The sequence below is a fragment of the Anaerotignum propionicum genome, from assembly GCF_024461735.1.
Taxonomy (GTDB): domain Bacteria; phylum Bacillota; class Clostridia; order Lachnospirales; family Anaerotignaceae; genus Chakrabartyella.
In genome coordinates this window covers 36440-59034 of record NZ_JANGAD010000012.1, presented here as the reverse complement: position 1 = coordinate 59034, position 22595 = coordinate 36440, and the positions used below count along the sequence as shown (strand labels likewise).

Annotated in this window: 26 protein-coding genes; 11 read left to right on the top strand and 15 right to left on the bottom strand. The window is 38.2% G+C overall.

The window, feature by feature from the left end; genetic code table 11:
• Positions 1 to 91: 91 nt before the first annotated feature.
• From rnr to NE558_RS13400, 9 genes are all read right to left on the bottom strand, one after another.
• The gene (gene rnr / locus NE558_RS13440; RefSeq protein WP_256150658.1) at positions 92 to 2236 is read right to left on the bottom strand and encodes a ribonuclease R; all 2145 of its coding nucleotides are present in this window, start codon (positions 2234 to 2236) and stop codon (positions 92 to 94) included.
• A gap of 70 nt (positions 2237 to 2306) precedes the next feature.
• Positions 2307 to 2549 (bottom strand): preprotein translocase subunit SecG, encoded by a 243-nt coding sequence (gene secG / locus NE558_RS13435; RefSeq protein WP_256150656.1) that lies wholly within the window; start codon positions 2547 to 2549, stop codon positions 2307 to 2309.
• A 307-nt stretch (positions 2550 to 2856) separates the two neighbouring features.
• Positions 2857 to 4038: a LysM peptidoglycan-binding domain-containing protein gene (locus NE558_RS13430; protein WP_256150655.1), complete on the bottom strand. Its 1182-nt coding sequence runs from the start codon at positions 4036 to 4038 to the stop codon at positions 2857 to 2859.
• Between the two features lie 19 nt (positions 4039 to 4057).
• On the bottom strand, positions 4058 to 4186 hold the full coding sequence (locus NE558_RS13425; RefSeq protein WP_256150653.1) for a hypothetical protein: 129 nt from the start codon (positions 4184 to 4186) through the stop codon (positions 4058 to 4060).
• Between the two features lie 267 nt (positions 4187 to 4453).
• Positions 4454 to 5125 carry a GTP pyrophosphokinase gene (locus NE558_RS13420; RefSeq protein WP_420314601.1) on the bottom strand — a complete coding sequence of 224 codons (672 nt, stop codon included), beginning with the start codon at positions 5123 to 5125 and terminating at the stop codon, positions 4454 to 4456.
• A 562-nt stretch (positions 5126 to 5687) separates the two neighbouring features.
• Positions 5688 to 6740, bottom strand: coding sequence for an electron transfer flavoprotein subunit alpha/FixB family protein (locus tag NE558_RS13415; RefSeq protein WP_256150651.1), 1053 nt, complete (start codon positions 6738 to 6740; stop codon positions 5688 to 5690).
• A 70-nt stretch (positions 6741 to 6810) separates the two neighbouring features.
• Positions 6811 to 7602: an electron transfer flavoprotein subunit beta/FixA family protein gene (locus NE558_RS13410; protein WP_256150650.1), complete on the bottom strand. Its 792-nt coding sequence runs from the start codon at positions 7600 to 7602 to the stop codon at positions 6811 to 6813.
• Between the two features lie 65 nt (positions 7603 to 7667).
• Positions 7668 to 8807, bottom strand: a complete 1140-nt coding sequence (locus NE558_RS13405; RefSeq protein WP_256150649.1) for an acyl-CoA dehydrogenase family protein — start codon at positions 8805 to 8807, stop codon at positions 7668 to 7670.
• Between the two features lie 1057 nt (positions 8808 to 9864).
• Entirely contained in the window at positions 9865 to 10314 is a 450-nt protein-coding gene (locus tag NE558_RS13400) for a hypothetical protein (RefSeq protein WP_256150648.1), read from the bottom strand.
• 165 nt (positions 10315 to 10479) lie between these two features.
• Between NE558_RS13400 and NE558_RS13395 the strand changes: the two genes are divergently transcribed.
• From NE558_RS13395 to NE558_RS14640, 4 genes are all read left to right on the top strand, one after another.
• The gene (locus NE558_RS13395) at positions 10480 to 11007 is read left to right on the top strand and encodes a biotin transporter BioY (protein ID WP_256150647.1); all 528 of its coding nucleotides are present in this window, start codon (positions 10480 to 10482) and stop codon (positions 11005 to 11007) included.
• Between the two features lie 182 nt (positions 11008 to 11189).
• Positions 11190 to 11441 (top strand): spore coat associated protein CotJA, encoded by a 252-nt coding sequence (locus NE558_RS13390; RefSeq protein ID WP_256150646.1) that lies wholly within the window; start codon positions 11190 to 11192, stop codon positions 11439 to 11441.
• 3 nt (positions 11442 to 11444) lie between these two features.
• A complete protein-coding gene (locus NE558_RS13385) occupies positions 11445 to 11729 on the top strand; it encodes a spore coat protein CotJB (RefSeq protein ID WP_256150645.1) in 285 nt (94 codons plus the stop codon).
• Positions 11730 to 11936 (top strand): manganese catalase family protein, encoded by a 207-nt coding sequence (locus NE558_RS14640; protein ID WP_330643493.1) that lies wholly within the window; start codon positions 11730 to 11732, stop codon positions 11934 to 11936.
• A gap of 16 nt (positions 11937 to 11952) precedes the next feature.
• On the opposite strand, the gene NE558_RS13375 is transcribed toward NE558_RS14640, so the two are convergent.
• Positions 11953 to 12645, bottom strand: a complete 693-nt coding sequence (locus tag NE558_RS13375) for a cysteine hydrolase family protein (protein WP_256150644.1) — start codon at positions 12643 to 12645, stop codon at positions 11953 to 11955.
• Between the two features lie 138 nt (positions 12646 to 12783).
• The gene (locus NE558_RS13370) at positions 12784 to 13038 is read right to left on the bottom strand and encodes a hypothetical protein (RefSeq protein ID WP_256150643.1); all 255 of its coding nucleotides are present in this window, start codon (positions 13036 to 13038) and stop codon (positions 12784 to 12786) included.
• A gap of 303 nt (positions 13039 to 13341) precedes the next feature.
• Between NE558_RS13370 and NE558_RS13365 the strand changes: the two genes are divergently transcribed.
• The 3 genes from NE558_RS13365 (at position 13342) to NE558_RS13355 (ending at position 13980) form a co-directional block, all read left to right on the top strand.
• Positions 13342 to 13503: a DUF6774 domain-containing protein gene (locus tag NE558_RS13365; protein ID WP_256150642.1), complete on the top strand. Its 162-nt coding sequence runs from the start codon at positions 13342 to 13344 to the stop codon at positions 13501 to 13503.
• A 141-nt stretch (positions 13504 to 13644) separates the two neighbouring features.
• Positions 13645 to 13785 (top strand): hypothetical protein, encoded by a 141-nt coding sequence (locus NE558_RS13360; protein ID WP_256150641.1) that lies wholly within the window; start codon positions 13645 to 13647, stop codon positions 13783 to 13785.
• A gap of 21 nt (positions 13786 to 13806) precedes the next feature.
• Positions 13807 to 13980 (top strand): hypothetical protein, encoded by a 174-nt coding sequence (locus NE558_RS13355; protein ID WP_256150640.1) that lies wholly within the window; start codon positions 13807 to 13809, stop codon positions 13978 to 13980.
• Between the two features lie 151 nt (positions 13981 to 14131).
• On the opposite strand, the gene NE558_RS13350 is transcribed toward NE558_RS13355, so the two are convergent.
• Positions 14132 to 14350: a hypothetical protein gene (locus tag NE558_RS13350; protein ID WP_256150638.1), complete on the bottom strand. Its 219-nt coding sequence runs from the start codon at positions 14348 to 14350 to the stop codon at positions 14132 to 14134.
• Positions 14351 to 14675: 325 nt separating this feature from the next.
• Here NE558_RS13350 and NE558_RS13345 point away from each other — a divergent pair, with 325 nt between their 5' ends.
• The 3 genes from NE558_RS13345 (at position 14676) to NE558_RS13335 (ending at position 17411) form a co-directional block, all read left to right on the top strand.
• A complete protein-coding gene (locus NE558_RS13345; protein ID WP_256150637.1) occupies positions 14676 to 15275 on the top strand; it encodes a hypothetical protein in 600 nt (199 codons plus the stop codon).
• 140 nt (positions 15276 to 15415) lie between these two features.
• Positions 15416 to 16882, top strand: a complete 1467-nt coding sequence (locus NE558_RS13340) for a recombinase family protein (RefSeq protein ID WP_256150636.1) — start codon at positions 15416 to 15418, stop codon at positions 16880 to 16882.
• Positions 16833 to 17411 carry a manganese catalase family protein gene (locus tag NE558_RS13335; protein ID WP_256150635.1) on the top strand — a complete coding sequence of 193 codons (579 nt, stop codon included), beginning with the start codon at positions 16833 to 16835 and terminating at the stop codon, positions 17409 to 17411. The genes NE558_RS13340 and NE558_RS13335 overlap by 50 nt, the downstream gene beginning before the upstream one ends.
• 121 nt (positions 17412 to 17532) lie before the next feature.
• Here NE558_RS13335 and NE558_RS13330 read toward each other — a convergent pair whose 3' ends face one another.
• From NE558_RS13330 to NE558_RS13320, 3 genes are all read right to left on the bottom strand, one after another.
• Positions 17533 to 18759, bottom strand: a complete 1227-nt coding sequence (locus NE558_RS13330) for an aspartate kinase (protein ID WP_256150634.1) — start codon at positions 18757 to 18759, stop codon at positions 17533 to 17535.
• A 15-nt stretch (positions 18760 to 18774) separates the two neighbouring features.
• The gene (gene thrB, locus NE558_RS13325; protein ID WP_256150633.1) at positions 18775 to 19677 is read right to left on the bottom strand and encodes a homoserine kinase; all 903 of its coding nucleotides are present in this window, start codon (positions 19675 to 19677) and stop codon (positions 18775 to 18777) included.
• 269 nt (positions 19678 to 19946) lie between these two features.
• A complete protein-coding gene (locus NE558_RS13320; protein WP_256150632.1) occupies positions 19947 to 20390 on the bottom strand; it encodes an ACT domain-containing protein in 444 nt (147 codons plus the stop codon).
• Between the two features lie 645 nt (positions 20391 to 21035).
• Here NE558_RS13320 and NE558_RS13315 point away from each other — a divergent pair.
• Positions 21036 to 22595 (top strand): hypothetical protein, encoded by a 1560-nt coding sequence (locus NE558_RS13315; protein ID WP_256150631.1) that lies wholly within the window; start codon positions 21036 to 21038, stop codon positions 22593 to 22595.

The following is a 22595-nucleotide window of genomic DNA, read 5'->3' as shown; positions in this document are numbered from 1 at the left end:
CCTTTCCTACCACCGGCATAGCCGGTGGTTTTGTCAAGCTAAAGCGAACAAAAAAGCCTGCATGCGAAAATCTCGCATACAGGCCCTCTTTTTATTCTGCACTATCTTCAAATAAAAAATCAATGGTTCCTAACTCTTTTGATACCTTGGATACAACAACCGTCACTTTATCTCCCAAACGGTAGCTTTTTCCTGTCCTTTTACCAAAGACCATCATACTCTTTTCATTAAATTCATAATAATCATCATCCAACATCGCTAGCGCTACCATTCCCTCTATGGTATTGGGTAACTCCACATAAATTCCCCAGTTGGTTACGCTGGAGATAATGCCCTGGAATACTTGACCAATTTTATCCGACATAAATTCTACCTTCTTCAGCTGGTCTGTATCCCGCTCAGCCTCATCGGCAATTCGTTCCCGCCTTGAGCAATGCAGAGCCATGTCCGGCATCTTTTTATGGTATTCCCTAGATTGAGTCTCATTTAACTCACCACGAAGCATCTTCTTTAAAAGTCTATGAATCTGCAAATCAGGATAGCGACGTATTGGCGAAGTAAAGTGGCAATAATATTTTGCTGCCAGCCCAAAATGCCCAAGATTATCTGCGGCATAACGAGCCTGCATCATACTACGCAAAACCATTCTGGTAATGATACGTTCCTGGTCTGTCCCTTCTGCCTCTTGTAAAACCCTCTGAATTTCTCTAGGATGAATTTCACCATCTTTTTTCTTTAAATAATATCCAAAGCCCCGAATGAATTGTTCCATTTTCTTAAGCTTTTCTTCATCCGGTTCCAAGTGGGTACGGTACATGAAGGGTATTTCTTGCCAAAAAGCATTTTCAGCAACCGTTTCATTACAAACCAGCATAAACTCCTCTATCAAATTTGTAGCAATACTTCTTTCATAAGGACGAATCTCAATGGGTTTCCCTTGCTCATTTAAGATGATCTTCGACTCAGGCAAATCAAAATTTACCGAACCTCGTTTCTTTCTCTTTTCCCCTAAAACCTGCCTAAGCTCATTCATCAATGTTAGCATAGGCACAATTTCAGCATATTTTTCCAAAAGCTCAGGGGTCTTATCCTCAATAATTTCTCTAACTGCCGTATATGTCATACGAAAATTAGAATGAATTATAGATTCACAAATTTTGTGAGAAATCACATTTCCCTTTGTGTCTATTTCCATCATACAGCTTAATGTTAGTCTGTCCGTTTCAGGGTTTAAAGAACAAATACCATTGCTCAACTTATGGGGCAACATTGGAATGACTCGATCCACCAAATAAACGCTGGTTCCTCTGGCGTATGCCTCCTGATCCAATGCTGTATGCTCACGAACATAATGGGTTACATCGGCAATATGCACCCCTAGCCAATAGTTCCCATTCTCCATTTTTGATAGAGAAACAGCATCGTCTAAGTCCTTGGCATCCTCTCCATCAATGGTAATGGTAAGAAGGTCTCGAAAATCTTCTCTGCCCTCTTTATCTTTTTCCAGAACTTCTGTTGCTTGCTTTTCAATTTCCTGATAAACTTTTTCAGGGAATTCAATTGCCAAATCAAAGCGGCGAATGACAGATAGAATATCAACCCCTGGATCGTTCACGTGACCTAATATTTCTACAATCTTTCCTTCCGGATTTCTTCTTTCCTCTCCATAGCTTAAGATTTCAACAACAACCTTATGACCGCTTACCGCACCCTTGGCATTCTCCTTAGCGATAAAAATATCCTTGGCGAATTTCTTGTCATCTGCAATCACAAAGCCAAAGCCTTTGCTTTGTTCATATAGACCGACAACGCGAACAATGCCCCGTTCCAGAACCTTTATGATTACGCCATCTGCTTTTTTGTCTCCCTCTGCTTGGTTTATTACCTTATATAATACCCTGTCCTTTTGCATAGCACTGCCAGTTTCATTGGCAGGAATAAATATATCTGCTCCGCCTTCATCAGGGGTCACAAATCCAAAGCCCTTGGCATGACCTGTAAAAACCCCTGTGGACATATTTAAGGCTTTAGGCGCCATAAGCTTTCCTTTTTTGGTTTCCACAACCTTGCCCTCAGCGATGAGCTCGCCAAGCAATCCATCAAAAATCTCTCTATCGCTGTCCGGCACAGAAAGCATCTGACGAATTTCTTTGCGCTTTAAGGGAATATACTCTTCACTTGTTATATAACCGAGAATTTTCTCTTTTCTTTCTTCCAATATATGATTCAATTCCATATATACCTCCTATTTTTATCCAAATCATTTGTTTGCAAAAAAAGAGATGCACTTCTGCATCTCCCATCGTTTAGCCAACCAAATTAATCACAAAAGCAATTATCATAAAAAGGGCGCCGCCAATTTTTGTGTACTTCTCCAACGTGCCTTCTACTGAATGACCTTTGTTCTTACTCCAGTAAGTATCACTGCTGCCACCGCCGCTAATCGCGCCCAAGCCTGCAGAACGCTTAGACTGCATCAAAATAATTACGCTCAATACTACTGCCAAAACAGCTAAAATGCCTGTTAACACCATACCAATTGTTGTCATTTCAAATCCTCCTATATATTTTGCTCATTATTCTGAGTCTTATCCACTTTAAACAGCATTAGTATTGTATCACATTATTTTTGATATCGCAACATTTTTTTATAATATCCGATCTTTTCGGTGTATAGTTATTTCTCAATCTGGAGCAGACTAAAATAGGCTTTGCATGTTAATGAAAAGAATCAATAAATCCCTTGGGTATATTATTCGGCTAATACCAAAAGAAAAATCCAATCTAATCTCTTTCAAACCTAGGTAAAAGTAACTCCCCAATACCTTTCATAAAAATCACTATGTAAAGCTTTGATTACGGTATCAATAGAGACTGCCCTGCAAAAATCATATCTGCATTATCCAGATCATTTGCCTTGATGATTTTATTCACACCACTATTATCACCATAGTATTTTCTGCTGATATAGCCTAAGCTGTCGCCGGCTTCTACAGTGTACCAAGTTTCAACCACTTCCTTTTTGGCTTCAGCCTTCGGTTCTGCCTTTGGTTCTTCCTGAACCTTTGGCTCTGCCGCAAATGCCGCCTGCACCTTAACGCCTTCAATGCTCTCCTCCAGCTTTTGGTAGGAGCTTTGCACCATTACAATTTCGCCTTCTAAGCTTCTCAAGCGGGTCATATTACTCATTAAGGCAAAGCCCATACATAAACAAACAACGCAGAGGGCGCCGCTTATTCCTGCCAGCATGGTATACTTTCCTTTTTGTACTTCTTCAGCCTCTTTTGCACGGTTTTGTAAAACTCGTCGTATTTCCTTTGCCGCATCCATTCGTTCTTCCGGTCTTGGCCTGCGCTTTTTACGCTCTAAGCCGTTCTCCATTTCCTCTTCCGGATAATATTCCTCTGCGGCCATGGCAGATAAATCCTCTTTTGGATATACTGTGCTGTTGTCCAGCATATATTCCTGCATTTCTTTATTTTTGTCGTAGTAAACAAAATAACCCCTTGACTGCCTTAATCCTCTTCCTTCCTCGTTGTATATATAAAATGTATCCATTTTATCCAAGCTGTCGATGACAAATAAAACTTGCCAGCTTTCCTTGAAAAATTCCTCATGAAATAGCTCGTCCTTTGCCATCAGAAAAGAACCAAACCCAGGCTGCAAATGGGCCCAACCTACCAAGCTCATTCCTTTAAAATAGGTTTCCATCTGACTGCCAATATATTCCCATGTTTCTTCGCTAAAACCTTCTGCACCATTTTTCTGTGGTGTGCCCTTACCCTGAATTGCGCCTGAAATAATTACGGATTCCTCACCGTTAATCTCCAAGTGACGCCCCACTAAGGCCGCTGTTTTTTCTTTACCCCCGCCGCTTTTGCCATATTGATATAAATATGTATGCACGTAATCTTCAATGTAGATTCGTATTCGATTTTCCAGTGCACCCATCTGCTTTGTTTTTTCTGGCAAAATTGAGGCTCCTTCATCTACGCCATAGTCATACAAATTCATATCTCCGTCATAATACTGCCGCATTGTGTATCCTCCCTTTTATTCAAAATCCGCTGGCATGTTTCTTTGGCTTTCCTCCAAAGACTTTCTGCTTGTCCAAAATATACCACGCTCGCCCTGCACTTTCTGTCAAACGCTGTCGTGCTATTCCATTTTTCTTCCGCAAAAACATCAGCTTCTCCCCAAAATTCGCAAAATAAAAAACAGATATATAAATATATCTGTTTCAATTGTACCTATGTTGTTTTTTTAGAATTAAGCATGCAACACGCTTAGGAAGGAACACTAAATCTATTTTGTAAGTAAAAACATCACTTTTTGAGTTTTTCTTAACATACTTTAGAAATACACGGTCTCTCCCTCATTTAATCTAAAATGTCCATCTGAGAAAGCTTATAAAATTTGACTAAGATGGTTTGATTAAACACTGATTTAAAGATTATGCATTTGTATCCTCTTTTTCTTCAATTCGGTTTCGAATCTCTTGCATTCTTAAATCCATATTACTAATAATATCAGCACACTCCTGCAATTCCTCAAAGATCTCTTTTGCATCAGAAATATCTTTCTTATATTTTAGTTTATGCTCTAAACTCGCCCAAAAATCCATGGCAATGGTGCGAAACTGCACTTCCACTTTCATGGGTTTTTTCTTTTCTGCCAAGAAAACAGGTACCTCTAGAATAAGGTGCAAACTACGATATCCGTTCTCCTTGGGGCTCTTTATATAATCCTTTGCTTCCAATAATGTAATATCGTCTTGTTGCACCAATAATGCGGCGATGGCATAAATATCATCTACAAAAGAGCAAATTACTCGTATTCCAGCAATATCAAATAGGTTTCTCTCCATACTTTCTACAGTAAGGGGATAGCCCTTTCTTTTCAACTTTTCAACAATACTCATGGGGCTTTTGATTCTTGATTTAATGGACTCAAAAGGATTTCTATTGTATTTTAAAGCAAACTCAGCGTTCAGAACATTTAGCTTTGTCTCCACTTCCATCAGAGCACATTTGCACTCCATCATCAATTCCATAAAAGGCTTTGCTTCCCTTATAATTATATCCGGTTGTATGGATAACATTTTCGCATCATAATCAAGCTCCATTAAATTCATTCCCGCTCAATCCTCTCCTTCAGATTATCTTTAGTATAACATAAGTAAAGAAATATGTCTATTTTTGCGGGATTATACCTACGTTAATTAAAAATTTTTAAGATTGCATGACTTTTTTTTCTTTCTTTTAACCATTAAACTTTAAATAATGACTTAAAATATGTGTTATTTTGTACAATATTGTAATTTTATTATTTTGTCTACTTTTCTGTAATCAGATGATGCCTTAAACCACAAATTACAGCAACTAATTTGGATGACAAATAAGAAAACCTACATCTAATCGTATTGTTTCTATAATCTTCATTAGTCTTTTATCAGGACAGGAGTTAATCGATTATTCCCATAAAGCACTTATATTTTGAAACAAATCTTATTAACCTTATTTATTATTGCTTTAAATGCTTTCTTAGGTAAAACCCTTTCAAGATTAAAAAGAGCAACTAACAGGAAATTTCTTCCTGACTACCGGAAATCTGTTTCTATCAAACTGTAACGAAAAAAAGAGCTTCCTTTGGAAACCAAAGGAAGCTCTTGAACATACATTATTAAATTAGTTGTTAGCTTTTGCTACTTTGTACTTTCTGATTGCATCAGCCAATTTAGGCAGGATAACCTTAACGTCACCAACGATACCCAAGTCAGAAACTTCGAAAATGGGAGCTGTGTCGTTTTTGTTGATGGAAATAACCAATTCGGAGTTTTCCATACCTGCAACGTGCTGAATTGCACCGGAAATACCACAAGCCATGTACAGGTCAGGGCGTACTGTCTTACCTGTCTGACCAACCTGACGATCTTTTTCAATCCAACCAGCGTCAACACATGCTCTGGAAGAACCAACTTCTGCGCCCAATGCATCTGCTACGTCTCTGATTAAATCAAAGCCCTGTGCACCGCCAATACCACGGCCACCGGATACGATCAATTTTGCTTCTGTCAAGTCAACAGCCTTCTTGTCAGCCTTAACAACTTCAAGAATTTCAACGTTCATATCAGCGTCTGTAAAATCAACGTTGAATTTGATTAATTCGCCTGTTCTTGTTGTGTCTTTTGCAATTCTCTTCATAACACCAGGACGTACTGTTGCCATCTGAGGTTTTGTTCTAGGGCACATCAATGTTGCCATGATGTTACCGCCGAATGCAGGACGAGTCATAAGAAGTGCTCTTGTAGGATCTTCACAGCCCATAGCTGCTTCCTTAGCATATTCTTCTTCTGTCTTTGCCATTCTCAAGCCTGTTGTATCTGCAACCAAACCTGTTTTTACACGGCTAGCTACACGAGGAGCCACGTCACGGCCGATGGAAGATGCACCAAACAGCATGATTTCGGGATCATATTCCTTAACGATAGCTGTGATAGCTTTTGTATAAGGCTCTGTTACATACTCTTTCAAATAAGGGCTGTCAACAAGGATAACCTTGTCTGCACCATAGTGGAAAAGTTTGTCAACCTGACCTTCAATTTCATGACCCAACAGGACTGCAACTACTTCATCCTTGAGGTCTTCTTTCAATCTGGTGGATTCGCCAACAAGTTCCAGACCTACGTTCTGAACTTTACCGCTTCTCTGTTCAATTACTACAAAAATACCTTTACTCATTGTAGGGTTTCCTCCTTATATTCCAAATTTAGTATATAGTTCTTTCTGCTCGATTAAAGTTGTTTGCAAATTAGATGATAAACTTAGCTTCCAACTTGTCGATAATAGCCTGAACTGCCTCTTCTGCGGACAGATCTTTCAGAATTGTACCAGCGCCCTTAACTTCTTTTGTGAAGGACTGATATACGTTTGTAGGGGAACCCTTTAAACCGATCATGTCAAGTTCAAGTTCAGCTTTCAAATCTTCAAAACCTAAAGTTTTAACTTCTTTTTCGTAAGCTTCAACGATACCCTTTACGGACATGTATCTAGGTGTAGCCAATTCAGCGATTGCTGTCAATAAGCAAGGTGTTTTGATTTTGATGATGTGGTATCCATCTTCAAACTGTCTCTTAACAACAACATATTCTTCTGTAGCTTCCTGAACTTCTTCAACATAAGAAACCTGAGGAACCTGCAATTTTTCACCAATCTGAGGACCAACCTGAGCTGTGTCACCATCGATAGCCTGACGACCTGTGATAATCAAGTCATAGCCAATTTTCTTCAAAGCTGCAGCCAAAATACCGGATGTAGCATATGTATCGGAGCCACCAAATTCTCTAGCGGAAACAAGGTAAGCTTCGTCGCAACCCATAGCCAAAGCTTCTCTCAAAGCAATGTCTGCCTGAGGAGGTCCCATGGATACAACTGTTACAGTGCCACCCAATTGTTCTTTCAACTGAAGAGCAGCCTCGATACCTGTTTTGTCATCATGGTTAATGATAGAAGGTACACCATCACGAATCAGGGTGCCTGTTTTAGGATCGATTTTAACTTCAACTGTGTCTGGTACTTGTTTAATACATACAACGATTTTCATTATAGTTGTTCTCCTTCCAAAATATAGTAGTATCTCGCTTCGTATCTAGATTCAGAAACTATTTATCAAACCTTCATTGCGCCGGAGATGATCATCTTCATTGCTTCGGATGTACCTTCGTAAATTTCTGTAATCTTAGCGTCACGCATAGCTCTTTCTACAGGGTATTCGCGGCAGTAACCGTAGCCACCAAGCAGCTGAACACATACTCTAGTTACTTCGTTAGCTACTTCAGAGCCAAACAGCTTGCACATAGCTGCCAAAGGAGCAAAATTTTCATGATTGTCTTTTGCTGTTGCTGCTCTCCAAACCATCAATCTAGCAGCATCAACCTTTGTCTGGCATTCAGCAAGTTTGAACTGTGTGTTCTGGAACTTGTTGATTGTTTTGCCAAACTGCTTTCTTTCTTTAACGTACTTCATTGCTTCGTCGATAGCGCCCTGAGCGATACCTACAGACTGAGCGCCGATACCGATACGACCGCCAGCAAGTGCCTGCATAGCAATCTTATAGCCCTGTCCTTCTTTACCAAGCAATCTGCTTGCGGGTACTCTTACGTTTTCATAAGCAACTTCACAGTTGGAAGCAGCTCTGATACCCATACGTTCAATATTTTCACCTACTGTAATGCCAGGCATTGTCTTATCCAAAATAAATGCGGACATACCTTTAGGTCCCAAAGTCTTATCTGTCAAAGCAAATACAATGAATGTATCAGCAAAGCCGGAGTTTGTTGTAAAGATCTTTGTACCATTGATGATGTAGTCATCACCATCTTTGATAGCTTCTGTACGAACACCGGAAGCATCTGTACCAGCGCCGGGCTCTGTTAAACCAAAGCAACCAACTTTATGGCCATCAACCAATGGTCTTAAGAATTCCTGCTTCTGAGCTTCGGTGCCGAATTCATTGATACAAGGGCAGCAAAGAGATGTATGAACGGAAAGAGTGATACCTGTGGATGCGTCAACTTTAGATACTTCTTCCATAGCCAATGTATATGTAAGAACATCTGCGCCCTGGCCGCCGTATTCTCTGGAGTAAGGAATACCGAACATACCAGCCTTCTGCAGCTTTGCAACGAGGCCCTGATCATATTCTTCAGACTCGTCCATATCCTTTGCTATGGGTTTGATTTCTGTTTCAGCAAATTTTCTGAACAACTCTTGCTGAAGCACTTGAGTTTTTGTTAATTTGAAATCCATTTAATATTCCTCCTATTTTTAAAAAATTTTAAAATAATCGATGCGGGCCATCAATCATTTTATTTAATAACCTACAACTTCACTTGCTACTTCTTAACGTTGCCGCAGGAACGTTCAATTACATTTCAATATCGCTTGCACAATAAGAAAATGCCTTTCGCACGTCCATCATGAATATAACATTTTTGTTTAAAAATTGTCAACTCATTTGTTAATAAATATTCCATAAAAAACGGCCACGTTTTATGGTAATACCGCCGTATTTTTTAGCGAAATTATCATAAAAAAAACCACAAAAAGCCATTTTGCAAATTGTACTTCTATAAGCACATATACCTTGTTTTCTTCCTTGTTGCCGATATTCTCTCATATTTATTTGCCCAAATAAACATAATAAAATGAAAACTGACTAATATTTAGTATGCAAGATATATACTTTAAAAAAGTACACAATACCCCAAAGGTATGTGCAACTCTAGCTTTTTTGTCCTTCTTTACTTTACACTATTGTCTTTTCTATGTCAATATATTTCGCATGGAAGCAAAATGTTTTCCCTTCTTATTGTCATACAACTCATAGTCAATACTACTAAAAAGATTTGCATCCGAAATAATAGTTTTTTTCCTATAAAACTTATTTTCATTTAGCTATTTCTCTTTTAAAGCATTCATTATTTTTTAACCCTTTTTTACCTTATCTAATTATCCAGTCTCCAATTTATAAAAAAGAAGAGTACATCTTGAGTAAAAATTTAACAGCTTTAAAAATAACTTATCTTTTCCTTTTCGCAGTTTTGATTGTAGGTATATAGAAAAAAAATCGTACCTTTTTTCCTGCCGAAATTCATTCACACTAAAACTTCTATCTTCCTTAACATGCATCTCTCTGTAAAAATAATATAAGTTGTTTTTCCTTCATTATAATAATGTAATAAAAATCATCTGATTCATTTTTTCGTTTTCGTCTCTTCTTTTACACCCGAAGTATCTTTGTCTCATAATTACATAAACACCAAAATTGAATTATTTTTCGGGAAATATGCAAAAAAATTTCCACTTAGGTCTCCTTTGCGTCAAAGGGGAGCTGGGTCCATTCGTCGAAATCAGGGAATTCTCTATCGTATTCATAGTATCTATCATCAGGATAATACTCTTGATCCAACTGCACCGCACGAAACATACCAACCCCCAAAATGGTAAGTAAAACAACGCAGATACCCAAATAAATCAGCCCTGCCTTGGCCAAATTCCTTCGATTCACATTACTATATCTATCAAAAGCCCAAATCAAAAATACAATGATATTAATCACTGGTATCATTAATATGAAACCGATAAACAAATAATCTCCCACTGAAAGGGGGGCATAAATGTCATTCTTCATAATCTTTTGGGTTTGAGGGGTTTCACTTTTATTTTCAGTTCTGTTTAATTTATTTCCGCAGTTTATGCAATAAACATCTTCTTCTCCCACATTTTGACCACAATGTATACATTTTCTGCTCATCAAATCATCCTTTCACAAAAAGCTTATATCAAGTTTATCATAGATTTTTGTATTCGTCATAAACTTTTTCTTAAATTTAAATTGTAAACCTTTTTATTCGTTTGAGTTGACAAACCTTTCTTTTTCAGTTTACAATCCTTTTAAAAAACTGAAAAGGAGTTTACAATGAGAACAAAAGAATTAACAACAATCTCACTCATGACCGCAATCATTTGTATTTTAGCACCCATTAGCATTCCAATCCCTTCTAGCCCAGTGGCGTTAACACTATGCACCTTTGCCCTTTATTTGTCTGCCTATGTTTTAAAACCAAAGCAGGCAATTGCGGCAACTGCCTTGTATTTATTTATTGGATTTGTTGGCATTCCGGTTTTTTCCGGATATACTGCTGGTTTCGCTAAATTTGCAGGTCCTGGCGGCGGCTATTTGGTGGGATATCTTTTTTTAGTCGCCATCAGCGCTTATTTTGTAAGAAAGTTTCCCGATTCCCCAATGTTGCAAATGGCAGGGGCTTTGCTAGGCACACTGGTTACCTATACCATAGGGACTCTTTGGCTAGCTAAAGTTACAAATGCCTCTTTCCTTTCCACCCTACCCATGGGAGCCCTAGTTTTCATCCCTTTAGATATTATAAAAATTTGCCTCTCCTGTGCTTTGGGACGGAAAATTCAAAACTATCTTAATTCATATTAAGGTTTTTTTCCCTACATATCAAAAGCTGCTCCTGATGAGAAACAATTCATCAGGAGTTTTTTCATTTGGAAACCTTCTGATTTTTCCCAGAAGCTAAGGTAATTTCGTCTTTTTAGTCCTTGCACTATATCAATATTCCCCCATATCATAATATTGTAAATTGAAGAAGGAGGCATTTCATTATGAAGGAAATGTGTAAAAATTTCGTTCCCAGCGACTGTACCTCTGTTGGTCAAAAACCCAATAACATGGTTTCCGATTATAGTGTTATCATTGAAGAAGAGATGGAATTGGCACAGGCATATGTACCTTTTCAGCCTTATATGGAGCCCATGGATCAAGCCCAAAGCCTTGTATGCGGAACAGCTTTCTATGATTTAGTAGTACCTTATTGTTCAGGTTGGCATCTATATCGCTTTGCAAAGGAGGTTTAAACAATGACACAAGATGATATGTTGACAAAATTAATGGAGTTAGATTTTATCTCTCTCGACTTAGGTCTATTTTTAAACACCCACCCAGATAATACTGAAGCAATTGATACGTATAATCAGGTCATTACGGCTGCAGATGTCCTTCGCCTAAAATATGAAGAAAATTTCGGCCCGCTTTGTTCCTTCCGCAGCTATGCCGCTGATACAAAAAACTGGCAATGGAAAGATAACCCTTGGCCTTGGCAGAAAGAAGCGAATGTTTCTTTTGCAGGAAAGGAGTGTATGTAAATGTGGATTTATGAAAAGAAATTGGAATTCCCCATTAAAATTAAAAAGCCAGATGGCCGTTTAGCTAAAATCATGTTGGAACAGTATGGTGGCCCATACTCCATTGGGATATATGTCCACCGCAAAAAAATCATTCCACCTTTTTCTTTCCAATCACTTGAATTCATTGTTCCTACATTTCATAAAAACTATCTATTTTCACAGTAATATCGTTTGAAGTATATCACCATAAATCTGTCCATGAATGATTTTCTTTGAAAGGCTCCGGCGCATGATTATCCTGCATCATCTCTGCATGTACCTGTTTTTGTAGATTAGGAGCGTTCCCCGCATCATACTTCTCAAACTCTGTACATCCCATAATCACAGCACCCATTCGCCGAAGATCATCTATATTAGCTCTTTGAATTTCCTCCGTCTGAGATGAACAGCAATCCTCTAAAATAACTACATTGTACTCCAAGGAATCTGCATCAAAGGCAGTGGTTCGAATACAATTTGGCGTGGTTGTGCCTATCAAAATTACAGTCTTTATATCCAAACGCCGCAGAATTAAATCTAGCTCTGTATGAAAAAAAGCACTCCAGCGGGGTTTGATGATGGTATAGTCCCCTGCTCTGGGCTTCAGTCCCTCAGGAGCCTGAGCACTATTCAATCCTTGTGATCCGGGTGTCATTGCACGCCCCCCTTCCTTCCATTTTTCATAACGTGACAATTCCACGTCGCTGCCATCTGCGCGGTAAATTCGTTTTACAAAAAATATTGGAATACCAATGCTTCGAGCAATAGAAATTGCTTTTACACAGTTAGGAATTGTTTCCTGTGCACCATGTATACAGTGGGCACTTTGGGCTTCTATGAAACCATTTTCCATATCTATAACAATAAGTGCAGAGTGTGTTGGATTTTCCTTCAATTCTCTTCCTCCCAATTCTTTTTAAAATATTGTTGTGGTAAAATAAAACCACCATTATGAGTCATTATATACGAGCCTTTTTCATTTTTCCACCTATATATATTTTGCATGAAGCAGTTTCAAGATATCATTCTGGCTCTATTCAATTCCGTAATTGTTGATCAGGGAATCTCCCTCCTTTACCCACTTCTCCGGTAGAATTCCATTTTTGCAATGAGGGCACCTAAGAAGAAAGATTCTAATTCCAATGAAAACAAGGTACAAAATGATAATTGTATATAGGTAATACAGTCTCAAATCTAAATCAGTGGTAAAAATAAATGCTATGGGAAATGCAACTGCAACAATAGGATTTAATATAATACTTATCCCGATAAACATCTTTTTCTTCATGAAATCCCCTCCTATCTGTAATCCAGTATAACATACCATATTTTTACATATAGTGCAATGTAAGTCTAAACGGAGTGATATTGCTTCCATTCTATCTAATGGCTTTCCTCTGAAACCTTAGTGGCTACTCTTTCGGCTTGTACATATAGATGCTTCTCTTTCCAAACAACAACTTGTTGCACCATATTCAGCTTGATTAAAATCTAATAACCTTTTTAATAAATGATACCTTGCATTAAACAGTTTTTCAATTTTTGTTTTAATTCACTCCTCATTCTCATATATTGCATTGAGGTGATAACCATGGAAAACTGTCCTGATATTGTGGCAATTTCATTATTGGCATGCCAAATATCCGAATGCCTTTCCGATGACGAATTGGAAATTCTAAGTGCTGATTTATCTTTATTAAGTGATGCCATCACTGCTATTTTGGTACGCAGAACACAAACTGACGTTGTTTAATACAGCTGTTCAGATAAGGAAATTTTTAAAGTCACTCTTCGGAGTGGTTTTTTATTGAAATGATAAATCCTTAAAGTTTTTCATCATAGAAATCAACATAAAAGTCTCTTTTTTGGTTAACCTAAAGCAGAGGTGAAATACATGGATGAAAAGAAAAGAAAACTTCCCGTAGATGGTGAAGTTGAAACACCCATCTCCAAATCATACCCAATCATTGATACGGATTTAGCTAGAGATAACATCGAAAATAATATGCCTGCTGCAGATTTACAAGATTTATAAAAATAAATATGAGGTGAAAAAATGCAGAAATATAGTGATATGTATGATCTTTTCCAAAATGATAAAAATGCGAAACAATACTTTGATAAGCTCCCTGATTATGTTCGCGAACAAATCAGCACAAGAGCCAATGGTGTTCGTACCATGGAAAACTTAAAGGATTACGCAGAGAATTTACTCCGCGGAGATGACTAAAGAAACTAACCTAGGGGCTTCGGCTCCTTTTTTTTGCAACGATACTTTCTAAATTACCTCGGAAATTTTTCTTGGGGTAAGTCAAAACTTCCACCTATTCTTATCTTCACGTTTTGTAATTGTTTCAATCCCCGCTAACCTAACCATATAACTACCCCAAAATTGTGCCTTCCTTCTTATCAACATCACGCTCCAGCTTTGGTGGATTAAAAAATTCCAATTCATAACCCTCTGCCCTTGCGGCAGCCTGCATTCCCCTTCGGTTTAATTGAATTCCTAATGCTATTTTTTCATCATGGCTTAATGTTTCATAAGGAATCACCTTATCTTTCATTCGGACATATATATCAACTTTCAGTGGTTCTTGCATATCCTACACCTCCTGTTTCAAGGTATGTTCCCCAAGTATTGTCCTATGCTTTGCGTTGAGCAGCCAGATCTTGTTCCTTTTCTTTCTAAATCTTCTATGCGTATTGGGAGGATCATATACGATATATTTCACCATGGAATATTTTGTAATATTATGATACACTATTTAGAATAAGGAGGTATTTTGTCATTGACTTCATAGGAGATTCCTAAAATAAAAGTCATCCAGACTGAATTTTCATATTCAAGAAAAAAGCATAAAAAAGATTTACAGTACTACTATATTTAAAGAGACAAAAATTATTTAACTTATTCGGAGGGAAACTATGTTCAAAAAATCTTTAGCAGTACTTTTTACTTTCATCATGGCTTTTAGCTGTATTAGTTGTGGAGAAAAAATCGATCCACCAGAAAAAGTAGTAGCCAGTTACTTAGATGCCCTTAAAAATGGAGATCTTACATCCGCAAAAGCCTATGTAAATGAAGAAAATGATGAAATTCTTTCAGAGACAGAGGATGAGTCAACCAATACTCTGATCAATTCCATTTTAAAAAACCTTACCTATAAAGTAGTCTCTACAGAGGTAAAAGATTCAACAGCGACTGTGAAAACTACCATTAAAAATATTGATATGAAAACTGTTATGGGAGAAGTGTTCAGCGAATTGCTTTCTTTGGCATTCTCCGGATTAGATGCAGAAGCATTAGAGACAAAACAAAATGAAGCTTTTGCAAAAGCCCTTGAAGCAAATAAAGACACATTAAAAGAAACTGAAGTGACTATCCAATTAGAAAAAAAGGAAACAGGCTGGATAATCATTCCTACGGAGGATCTTGCTGATGGCATTACCGGAGGACTTCTATCCTATGCTGATGATCTGAACAGTTCCTTTGGTGGGGCTCCCGAAGAAGAAAGTGCAAACTAATTAGTAGAATCAATACATCCCATTGAGCCATCCAAAAGTGTAGTGTTTCATATTACATAGCATTTTCATGTATTTAGGTAACTCAATTTAAGCATAAGACCCTCTTTCTTACCATACAAAAAAAGAAAGGGGGTCTTTTTATGATTCTTGCTGCTGCTTACATACGTGTTTCCACAGATGAACAATTGGATTATTCACCTGCTGTACAGCTGGATGAAATCCTTTCTTATGCTGAAAAAAATGGTTTATATATACCAAAGGAGTTTATTTTTAAAGACGAAGGCATTTCAGGAAGAAGTGCAGAAAAAAGACCCGGTTTTCAAGAAATGATTCGCCATGCACGAAAGAAACAAAATAAAATTAAGTATATTATTGTTCATAAATACGACCGTTTTGCCCGAAATAAAGAGGATGCAGTTCTATATAAAGCATTGCTAAAAAAAGACGGTATAAAAGTAATTTCTGTAAAAGAACCCATCCCCCAGGATGATAAATTTGCAGTTATTTATGAATCGATGCTAGAGGCTATGGCTGAATATTATTCACTGAATTTGTCGGAAGAGGTCAAAAAAACTATGGTAAAAAAAGCACATCAGGGAGAATATCAAGCACCTCCACCCTTCGGATATACCATGGAGAATAAAGTCCTAACCCCAATTCCAGAAGAGGCGGCTATGATTCGTTTTCTATTTGAAACTTACGCTTTGGGAAAAGAAAGTATGTATTCTCTCAGCCGTCATCTGAACCAAATGGGCTTTCGCACCCACCGTGGCGGCCTTTTTGAAAATAGAACAGTGCAATATATTTTAAACAATCCTGTTTATAAAGGGTATTCCCGTTGGACACCAACAGGGCGAATCTGCAGAGATTTTAGTAATCCCCATAGCGTAATTGCAAAAGGGTCTTGGCAACCATTGGTTTCAGAAGAACTTTGGGAGGCCGCCGCAATGCGTATAGCAAAAGAAAAAAGAACCCATTATTCTCATAAGCGTCCGGAAACAGAAGGAAAGCATTGGATTAGTAGTATGGTCAAATGTTCTGCCTGCGGCCGTAGTTTAGCAATATCGGGAAATTATAAAAAAAAAGACGCATTCCATTTGCAATGTGGTGGTTATAACCATGGTCAATGCCATATTTCCCACTCCTTATCTTCAAATCGTCTTTTACCGGCACTTTTTGAATCAATAGAAAAAGTAATTATGGGAAACGAAGGTAGAGAGCTTTATCATGTCTCTAGACATAATATAGCAATTGATGAAACAAAAGCAATCGATCACTTGGTTTGTAAAGCAAAAAAAAGAATGATAAAAGCAAAAGAGGCATACTTGGCAGGCATCGATACCTTAGAAGAATACAAAAAAACTAAGCTGGAGACTGACACTGAGCTAGAACAACTAATAGAGAAAAGAAAGTCTTTCATGGAAAAACAACAACAATCCTTTGGAAACACTTCTCCATATGATAAACCTCAAGATATACTCACCTTGCTACAGAATGAAGGGGTGAGTATGGAAGCAAAAAGAGCGGCGTTTAAAGAGATTGTAGAAAAAATGGTCTATGATAAAACCAACAATAGCTTATCCCTGTTTCTCATTGGTGAAGAATGATACCCTATTGGAGTATGGTGGACCCGATGGTGAACTAGGGGCTTCCTTACGTTATCTTAGCCAGAAATTCACCATGGTCACTCCCGAAGCAAAAGCTACTTTAAACGACATTGCTACGGAAGAATTCGCTCATGCAGAAATGATGGCAACCATCTTCCATCAATTAACCCAAGGCTTAACTAAGGAACAAATTATCGATTCCGGGCTTGATGCTTACTATGTAAATCATGGTTTAGGCGTTTACCCTGCATCCGCAGCTGGTATTCCCTTTAGTGCCTGCGCATTGCAATCAAAAGGAGATCCTATCACAGATTTGTATGAAGATATGGCTGCTGAACAAAAAGCCCGCAGCACCTATGAATATCTTATTGATTTAACCGATGACCCTGACGTACTGGCACCCCTTCGCTTCCTTCGTGAACGTGAAGTTGTTCACTTCCAGCGTTTTGGTGAAGCTTTGGATATTGCCCGTGATTATCTCAATCAGCAACACTATTTCTTTATGAATAAATATGGCTGTGATGATTAATCTTCCTTAAATTTGGATGAACTTAGAACAAAAATTTTGTATCCCTGAAAAAACCTCATATTAAAAAGTCAGATAAAAAGGTACCCTTAATCATACTTAAGGATACCTTTTTATAATGGAATCAGTTCTTTCTCATATTTACAGAAGCATTCTTAAACTTATCATGAACTGCTATCATTGCAGTATCAATGTCTTTTTCAGAAATTAATACAGTTATTTTGATTTCTGAAGTAGAAATCATCTGTATGTTTACGCCTGCGTCATACATTGCTTCAAAGAACATTGCCGCTACGCCGGGGTTAGTCGCCATACCTGCACCAACAATGGATAACTTTGCAACACTATCATCATGAAGAATCGTTTCAGCTGTTAATCTTTCTTTGTTTTCTTCCAATGCTTTTAAAGCAATATCTAAATCATCCTTGCCTATTGTAAAGGATATATCCTGCTTTCCGTCATGACCTGTTGACTGCAAAATAATATCAACACTCACCTTTTCTCTCGCCATCAAAGCAAAAATCTCAAACGCCTTGCCCGGCTCATCTTTGATACCCATAATCGAAATTCGGGATACGTTTTTATCAGCCGCCACACCACTAACCAGCATTCTTTCCATCTTACATTCCTCCTTCACTTCTGTACCTTCTGCATCAGTCATACTGGAAAGCACCGATAACTTTACATTGTATTTCTTTGCCACTTCAACCGAACGGCAATGCAGAACTTTTGCTCCTAAAGATGCCAATTCCAGCATCTCGTCATAGCTGATTTCATCAAGCTTCTGCGCATCCTTCACCACTCTGGGATCCGCAGTATATACACCATCAACATCTGTATAAATCTCGCAAACATCTGCATGCAACGCCGCTGCTAGGGCAACAGCAGAAGTGTCAGAGCCGCCTCTACCTAAAGTTGTCATATCACCCTGGGTACTTACACCCTGAAAGCCCGTAACAAGAACAATATTTCCTCTTTCCAGCTCGTTTTCAATACGCTCTGTTTGAATCTTACGAATTCTTGCGTTGCTGTATGTATTGGTTGTTTCAATCCCAACCTGAACACCATTTAAAGATACTGCTCTTCCACCCAAAGCACTGATTGCCATTGCCATTAAAGCTACAGATTGCTGCTCACCTGTAACCAAAAGCATATCCATTTCTCTTCTGCTTGCTTTGGGATTGATTTCCTTTGCTTTAGCAATCAACCCATCTGTAGTTTTTCCCTGTGCAGACAAAACAACAACTATATCGTTTCCTGCTTCCTTGGCCTTTAAAATTCTTTTGGCAACATTAAAGACTCTCTCTGCATTGGCAACAGAACTGCCGCCATACTTTTGCACAATTAACATCGTTCTTTCCTCCTGTTATTCTGTCTCAACCTTTGCACCCTCTAAATCCGCCTTTAAAAGCGTCAATTGCCAATGGTCGGGAAGGGTATTTAAATAGGCAGACATATGTTTTTGGAACTGCTCTGACTGCTCTTTTTTCACCATAGCCATAAGCGTAGAACCTGCACCACTTAAATAGGATGCCAGCGCGCCAAACGTCTTTGCCTTTTGAAAAATTTCATCCATGTTTGGAATCAGTTGACTTCTATAGGGTTGATGGATTTTATCCTCCATAGCCATAGACAAGTTTTCAAGCTTACCACTCATAATAGATGCTACCAATAAAGCACCTCTTGATACATTAAAAACAACTTCACCACGAGTATACCCGTCAGGCAAAACCCCTCTGGCTTTCGCTGTAGAAACAGGGAAAGAAGGAACCATGGTGGCAAAAACCAAATCCTCCGGCAAAGCCAGACGTACATGCATCATTTTTTCTTCATCCAACGCCCCCACCACCATACTGCCAAAAATTGCAGGGTTGGAATTGTCAGGGTGTCCCTCAAGCTTTGCAGCCATCTGCGCAAGCTCTTCTTTATCGCAAGGTCTGCCTGCCAATTCGTTGGCTGCAATCAAGCCACCTACGATACAAGCCGCACTGCTGCCCAATCCTCTCACCATGGGGATATAATCCTCCTGAATCAAGTGTACACCAGGCATTTCAAGACCCTTTTGATCATAAAAGTACTTCATGGTCTGGTAAATTAAGTTGCTTTCGTCCACAGGAATTTCGATTTCCTGCTTACGCTTTACTTCAATTTTCAGCCCTTGGGGAATCGCTTCCACCCAAAGGTGGTTATACAATTCCAGCGCAACACCGATTGAGTCAAAACCAGGGCCCATATTTGCCGATGTAGCAGGAATCTTAATATGTATCATAATACTATCCTCCACTTCTTACAACATGAAAATATATGTTTTTTCAATAAATTACTTTTTCACAGGAGTAATTTGGACAAAACAAAGCTCCTACAAGAGGAGCCAGTCATATCATGAATGTTGACACAAAACTACAGTTGTAACACCAATCCTGAAAGCCTGTTTATAAACCCAGTTATCTTCCTTAATCCCATTAAGACCAAGGCCTCTTTAAATGATTCTTCACAGCCTGCTAAAAATGTCCCCTCTAAAAACAAGCTTTTAGAAGTTTATTCTCTGCCGATAATCCGCAAAGACTGCACCCCCTGCAGCCCCTCTATACGATTAATCAGACGACTGAAATCTCCTTGCATCACATTGGTTTCAATGGTTATGGTGACATTAGCAATTCCGTTAATGGGAATTGTTTGGTTAATGGTCAAAATATTTGCCCCCTCTGTTGCAATACTGTTTAACACTGCCGATAAAAGACCGGGTGTATTATCTAAGTTTGCAGAAAGGGTAACTGTTTTTCCCCTTGTGTTCTCGTAAAGAGGATGCACTGCATCCCGATATTTATAAAAAGCACTGCGGCTGATACCCACCTTACTCACCGCATCCTGAACCGTTTTTTCTTTCTTGCTTTCTAAAAGATTCTTCACTTCCATTACTTTTAAAAATATTTCAGGCAGCACACTTTTATCCACAATAAAAAAATTTTTATCTTCCTTCACTTTTTCTCCTCCTGTTTTTTTACCGAAAACATTTGTTTTCAATACAAGGAATATACCATATTTTATATCCCGTTTCAACATCTTCAATTACATTTCTTCATAACTTTCTGGAAATCTGTCTTTTGCACAAAAACAAAACCTTCTCTGTATCCATACAGTGCAAATTGCTTAAGTATTTTACCCTTTTTCGTATTTCAATTTGCTCTTTTTTCTGTTACAATGAAAATCTAAAGATTCGCTAATTTCATATCAGTGGGCAAATAATCAAAGAACTTTTTCCATTCTTTCGTTATATACCGGCTAAAAACCGGAAATTTCCCTTTGCATTTGCACACGGTTTGAAGTAGCATTATAGATGTCTTTCTTGATTATATTTACAGTGAAACGGAAAAACAATACTAAAAAGAAAGATTTTTCAGGTAATTGTTGTTGATTCCCAAATTTAATAGGGAATTTATTTTTTGTCAATAGTCAATGTAGTCTCAGTTATTGGGTGTTTTGCAAATTTTAGTATAAAAAGAAGAGATTTCTTCTATGATTTGAATTCAAACTTTCCCTAGCAGACTCATCCCCGTGGATGAAAACGACGCAGAAGCAAAACCTGCAGTCTTTGCATTAAAACATATCCCCAAAAGGAGCTTTTTCATGAAATATGAACAAACCACCCAGACTCGGCACAAGCAAATGCTGAACCTGTTTTTAAACGGCTACACCGATATGGTTGCCCATATGGATGCTTACTGCCAAAAAGGTTTAAAAGAAGCAGCCCCTTTGGCTTTCACGAAATGGTATTATACCGCCGTTGCAGCGGATACCCTTTTATCCCCCGCTAACATTGTGGGACAAGATTTAAATAGCCAAGATGAGGGCAAGGAATATATATATACCCTTCGTTTAACCCCAGAGGGACAAGAACTAAAAGAATCTGAATTTACCCTTCTTACCTATTCTTTAGCGGAGCACCCTTTCGTGGAAGATTTGCGTAGAATTACAGATTTTTGTATTCCTGATTGTAAGATGGATGAAAATCTATTTTTTTTGGAAGAAGATAGGCCCATCATTTTAAAAGAGCTTGCCCATGAAAGCGAGTTTTATCTGGAATATTTAACACGCCTTGCGTGGAGATTAGGGCTTTTTGTTTATATGCCCGCAATTCATACAAAAAAGGTACAGCGTGCACCCTATTGTGATACCTTTTTTGACCAAACCAACGAAGAAATTTTAAAAATAGCGGCGGAAGCAGCTTGCGAACTGGCATCCGAACGTTTTTCCATTTCAATGGACTTGGATCATGGCATCGCTACACCTTCTTTTTTTAAGGATTGCCTGAGTTCACCCACTGAAACAGATCAAATTTTTATACAATTTTATAAACAGGTGGATATTGATATTGAGGAAATTTGGAAAGCCCAGCCCGCTGATTTAACGGAAGATGACAAAGCAATTATTTCTTCTTTCCTTTTCACGGGTATCATGATAGATAAGTGGTTTATTTTTCCTATGAGCGCCTTTTTTGGCATGCTTCGCCCAATCTCTTTTACCCCTATTCATTATTTTAATTTGGTTAATAATTTGTCTGCTTTGCTGATAATGGAGCATAATATTGGTGCAGAACTATTCACACCACCCAGCTATTATTCTCTGACTCCTCTAGGAAAAGCCATTTGGGGCGATCCTGGTGACGAAGACGAGAAATATAATATGCCCGAAAAGCTTCCTTATGAAGAAATTCTGGAAGCTTTAGAGCGGGAGACAGAAATCAATCATTTTGAACAGGTTTTTTACATGGGTCCTGATAAGGATATTCTTACAATACAGGTTTCTATGAGAGAGGATCCTGATTTTTGGAAAACCATAGAAATTGCCACAACGACCCCTTTGGATGAATTCTGCCACGACCTAGCAGCTGCTTTTGCCGTGGATGAGGTTACGGATTTTATTCTTTCCGTCCCTGATGAAAATCAATTTCCTCTGGATTACTCCCCTCATGGTTCAAAACGAAGCGTAAATAAAACCACAGAGAAAACCCTTGAGGATTTATATTTGGATAAAGGGACGGTTTTTTCATTAACCTTTGAAAAAACAAACCAAATTATACTGGAAGTAACAGATATCTTCCCAGGAGACCCTTTTATTCTCTATCCTCGCATTAAGAGACAAAGTTCTAAAGTAACTGAAATAGAAAAAATAGATGAGATTTTTTAA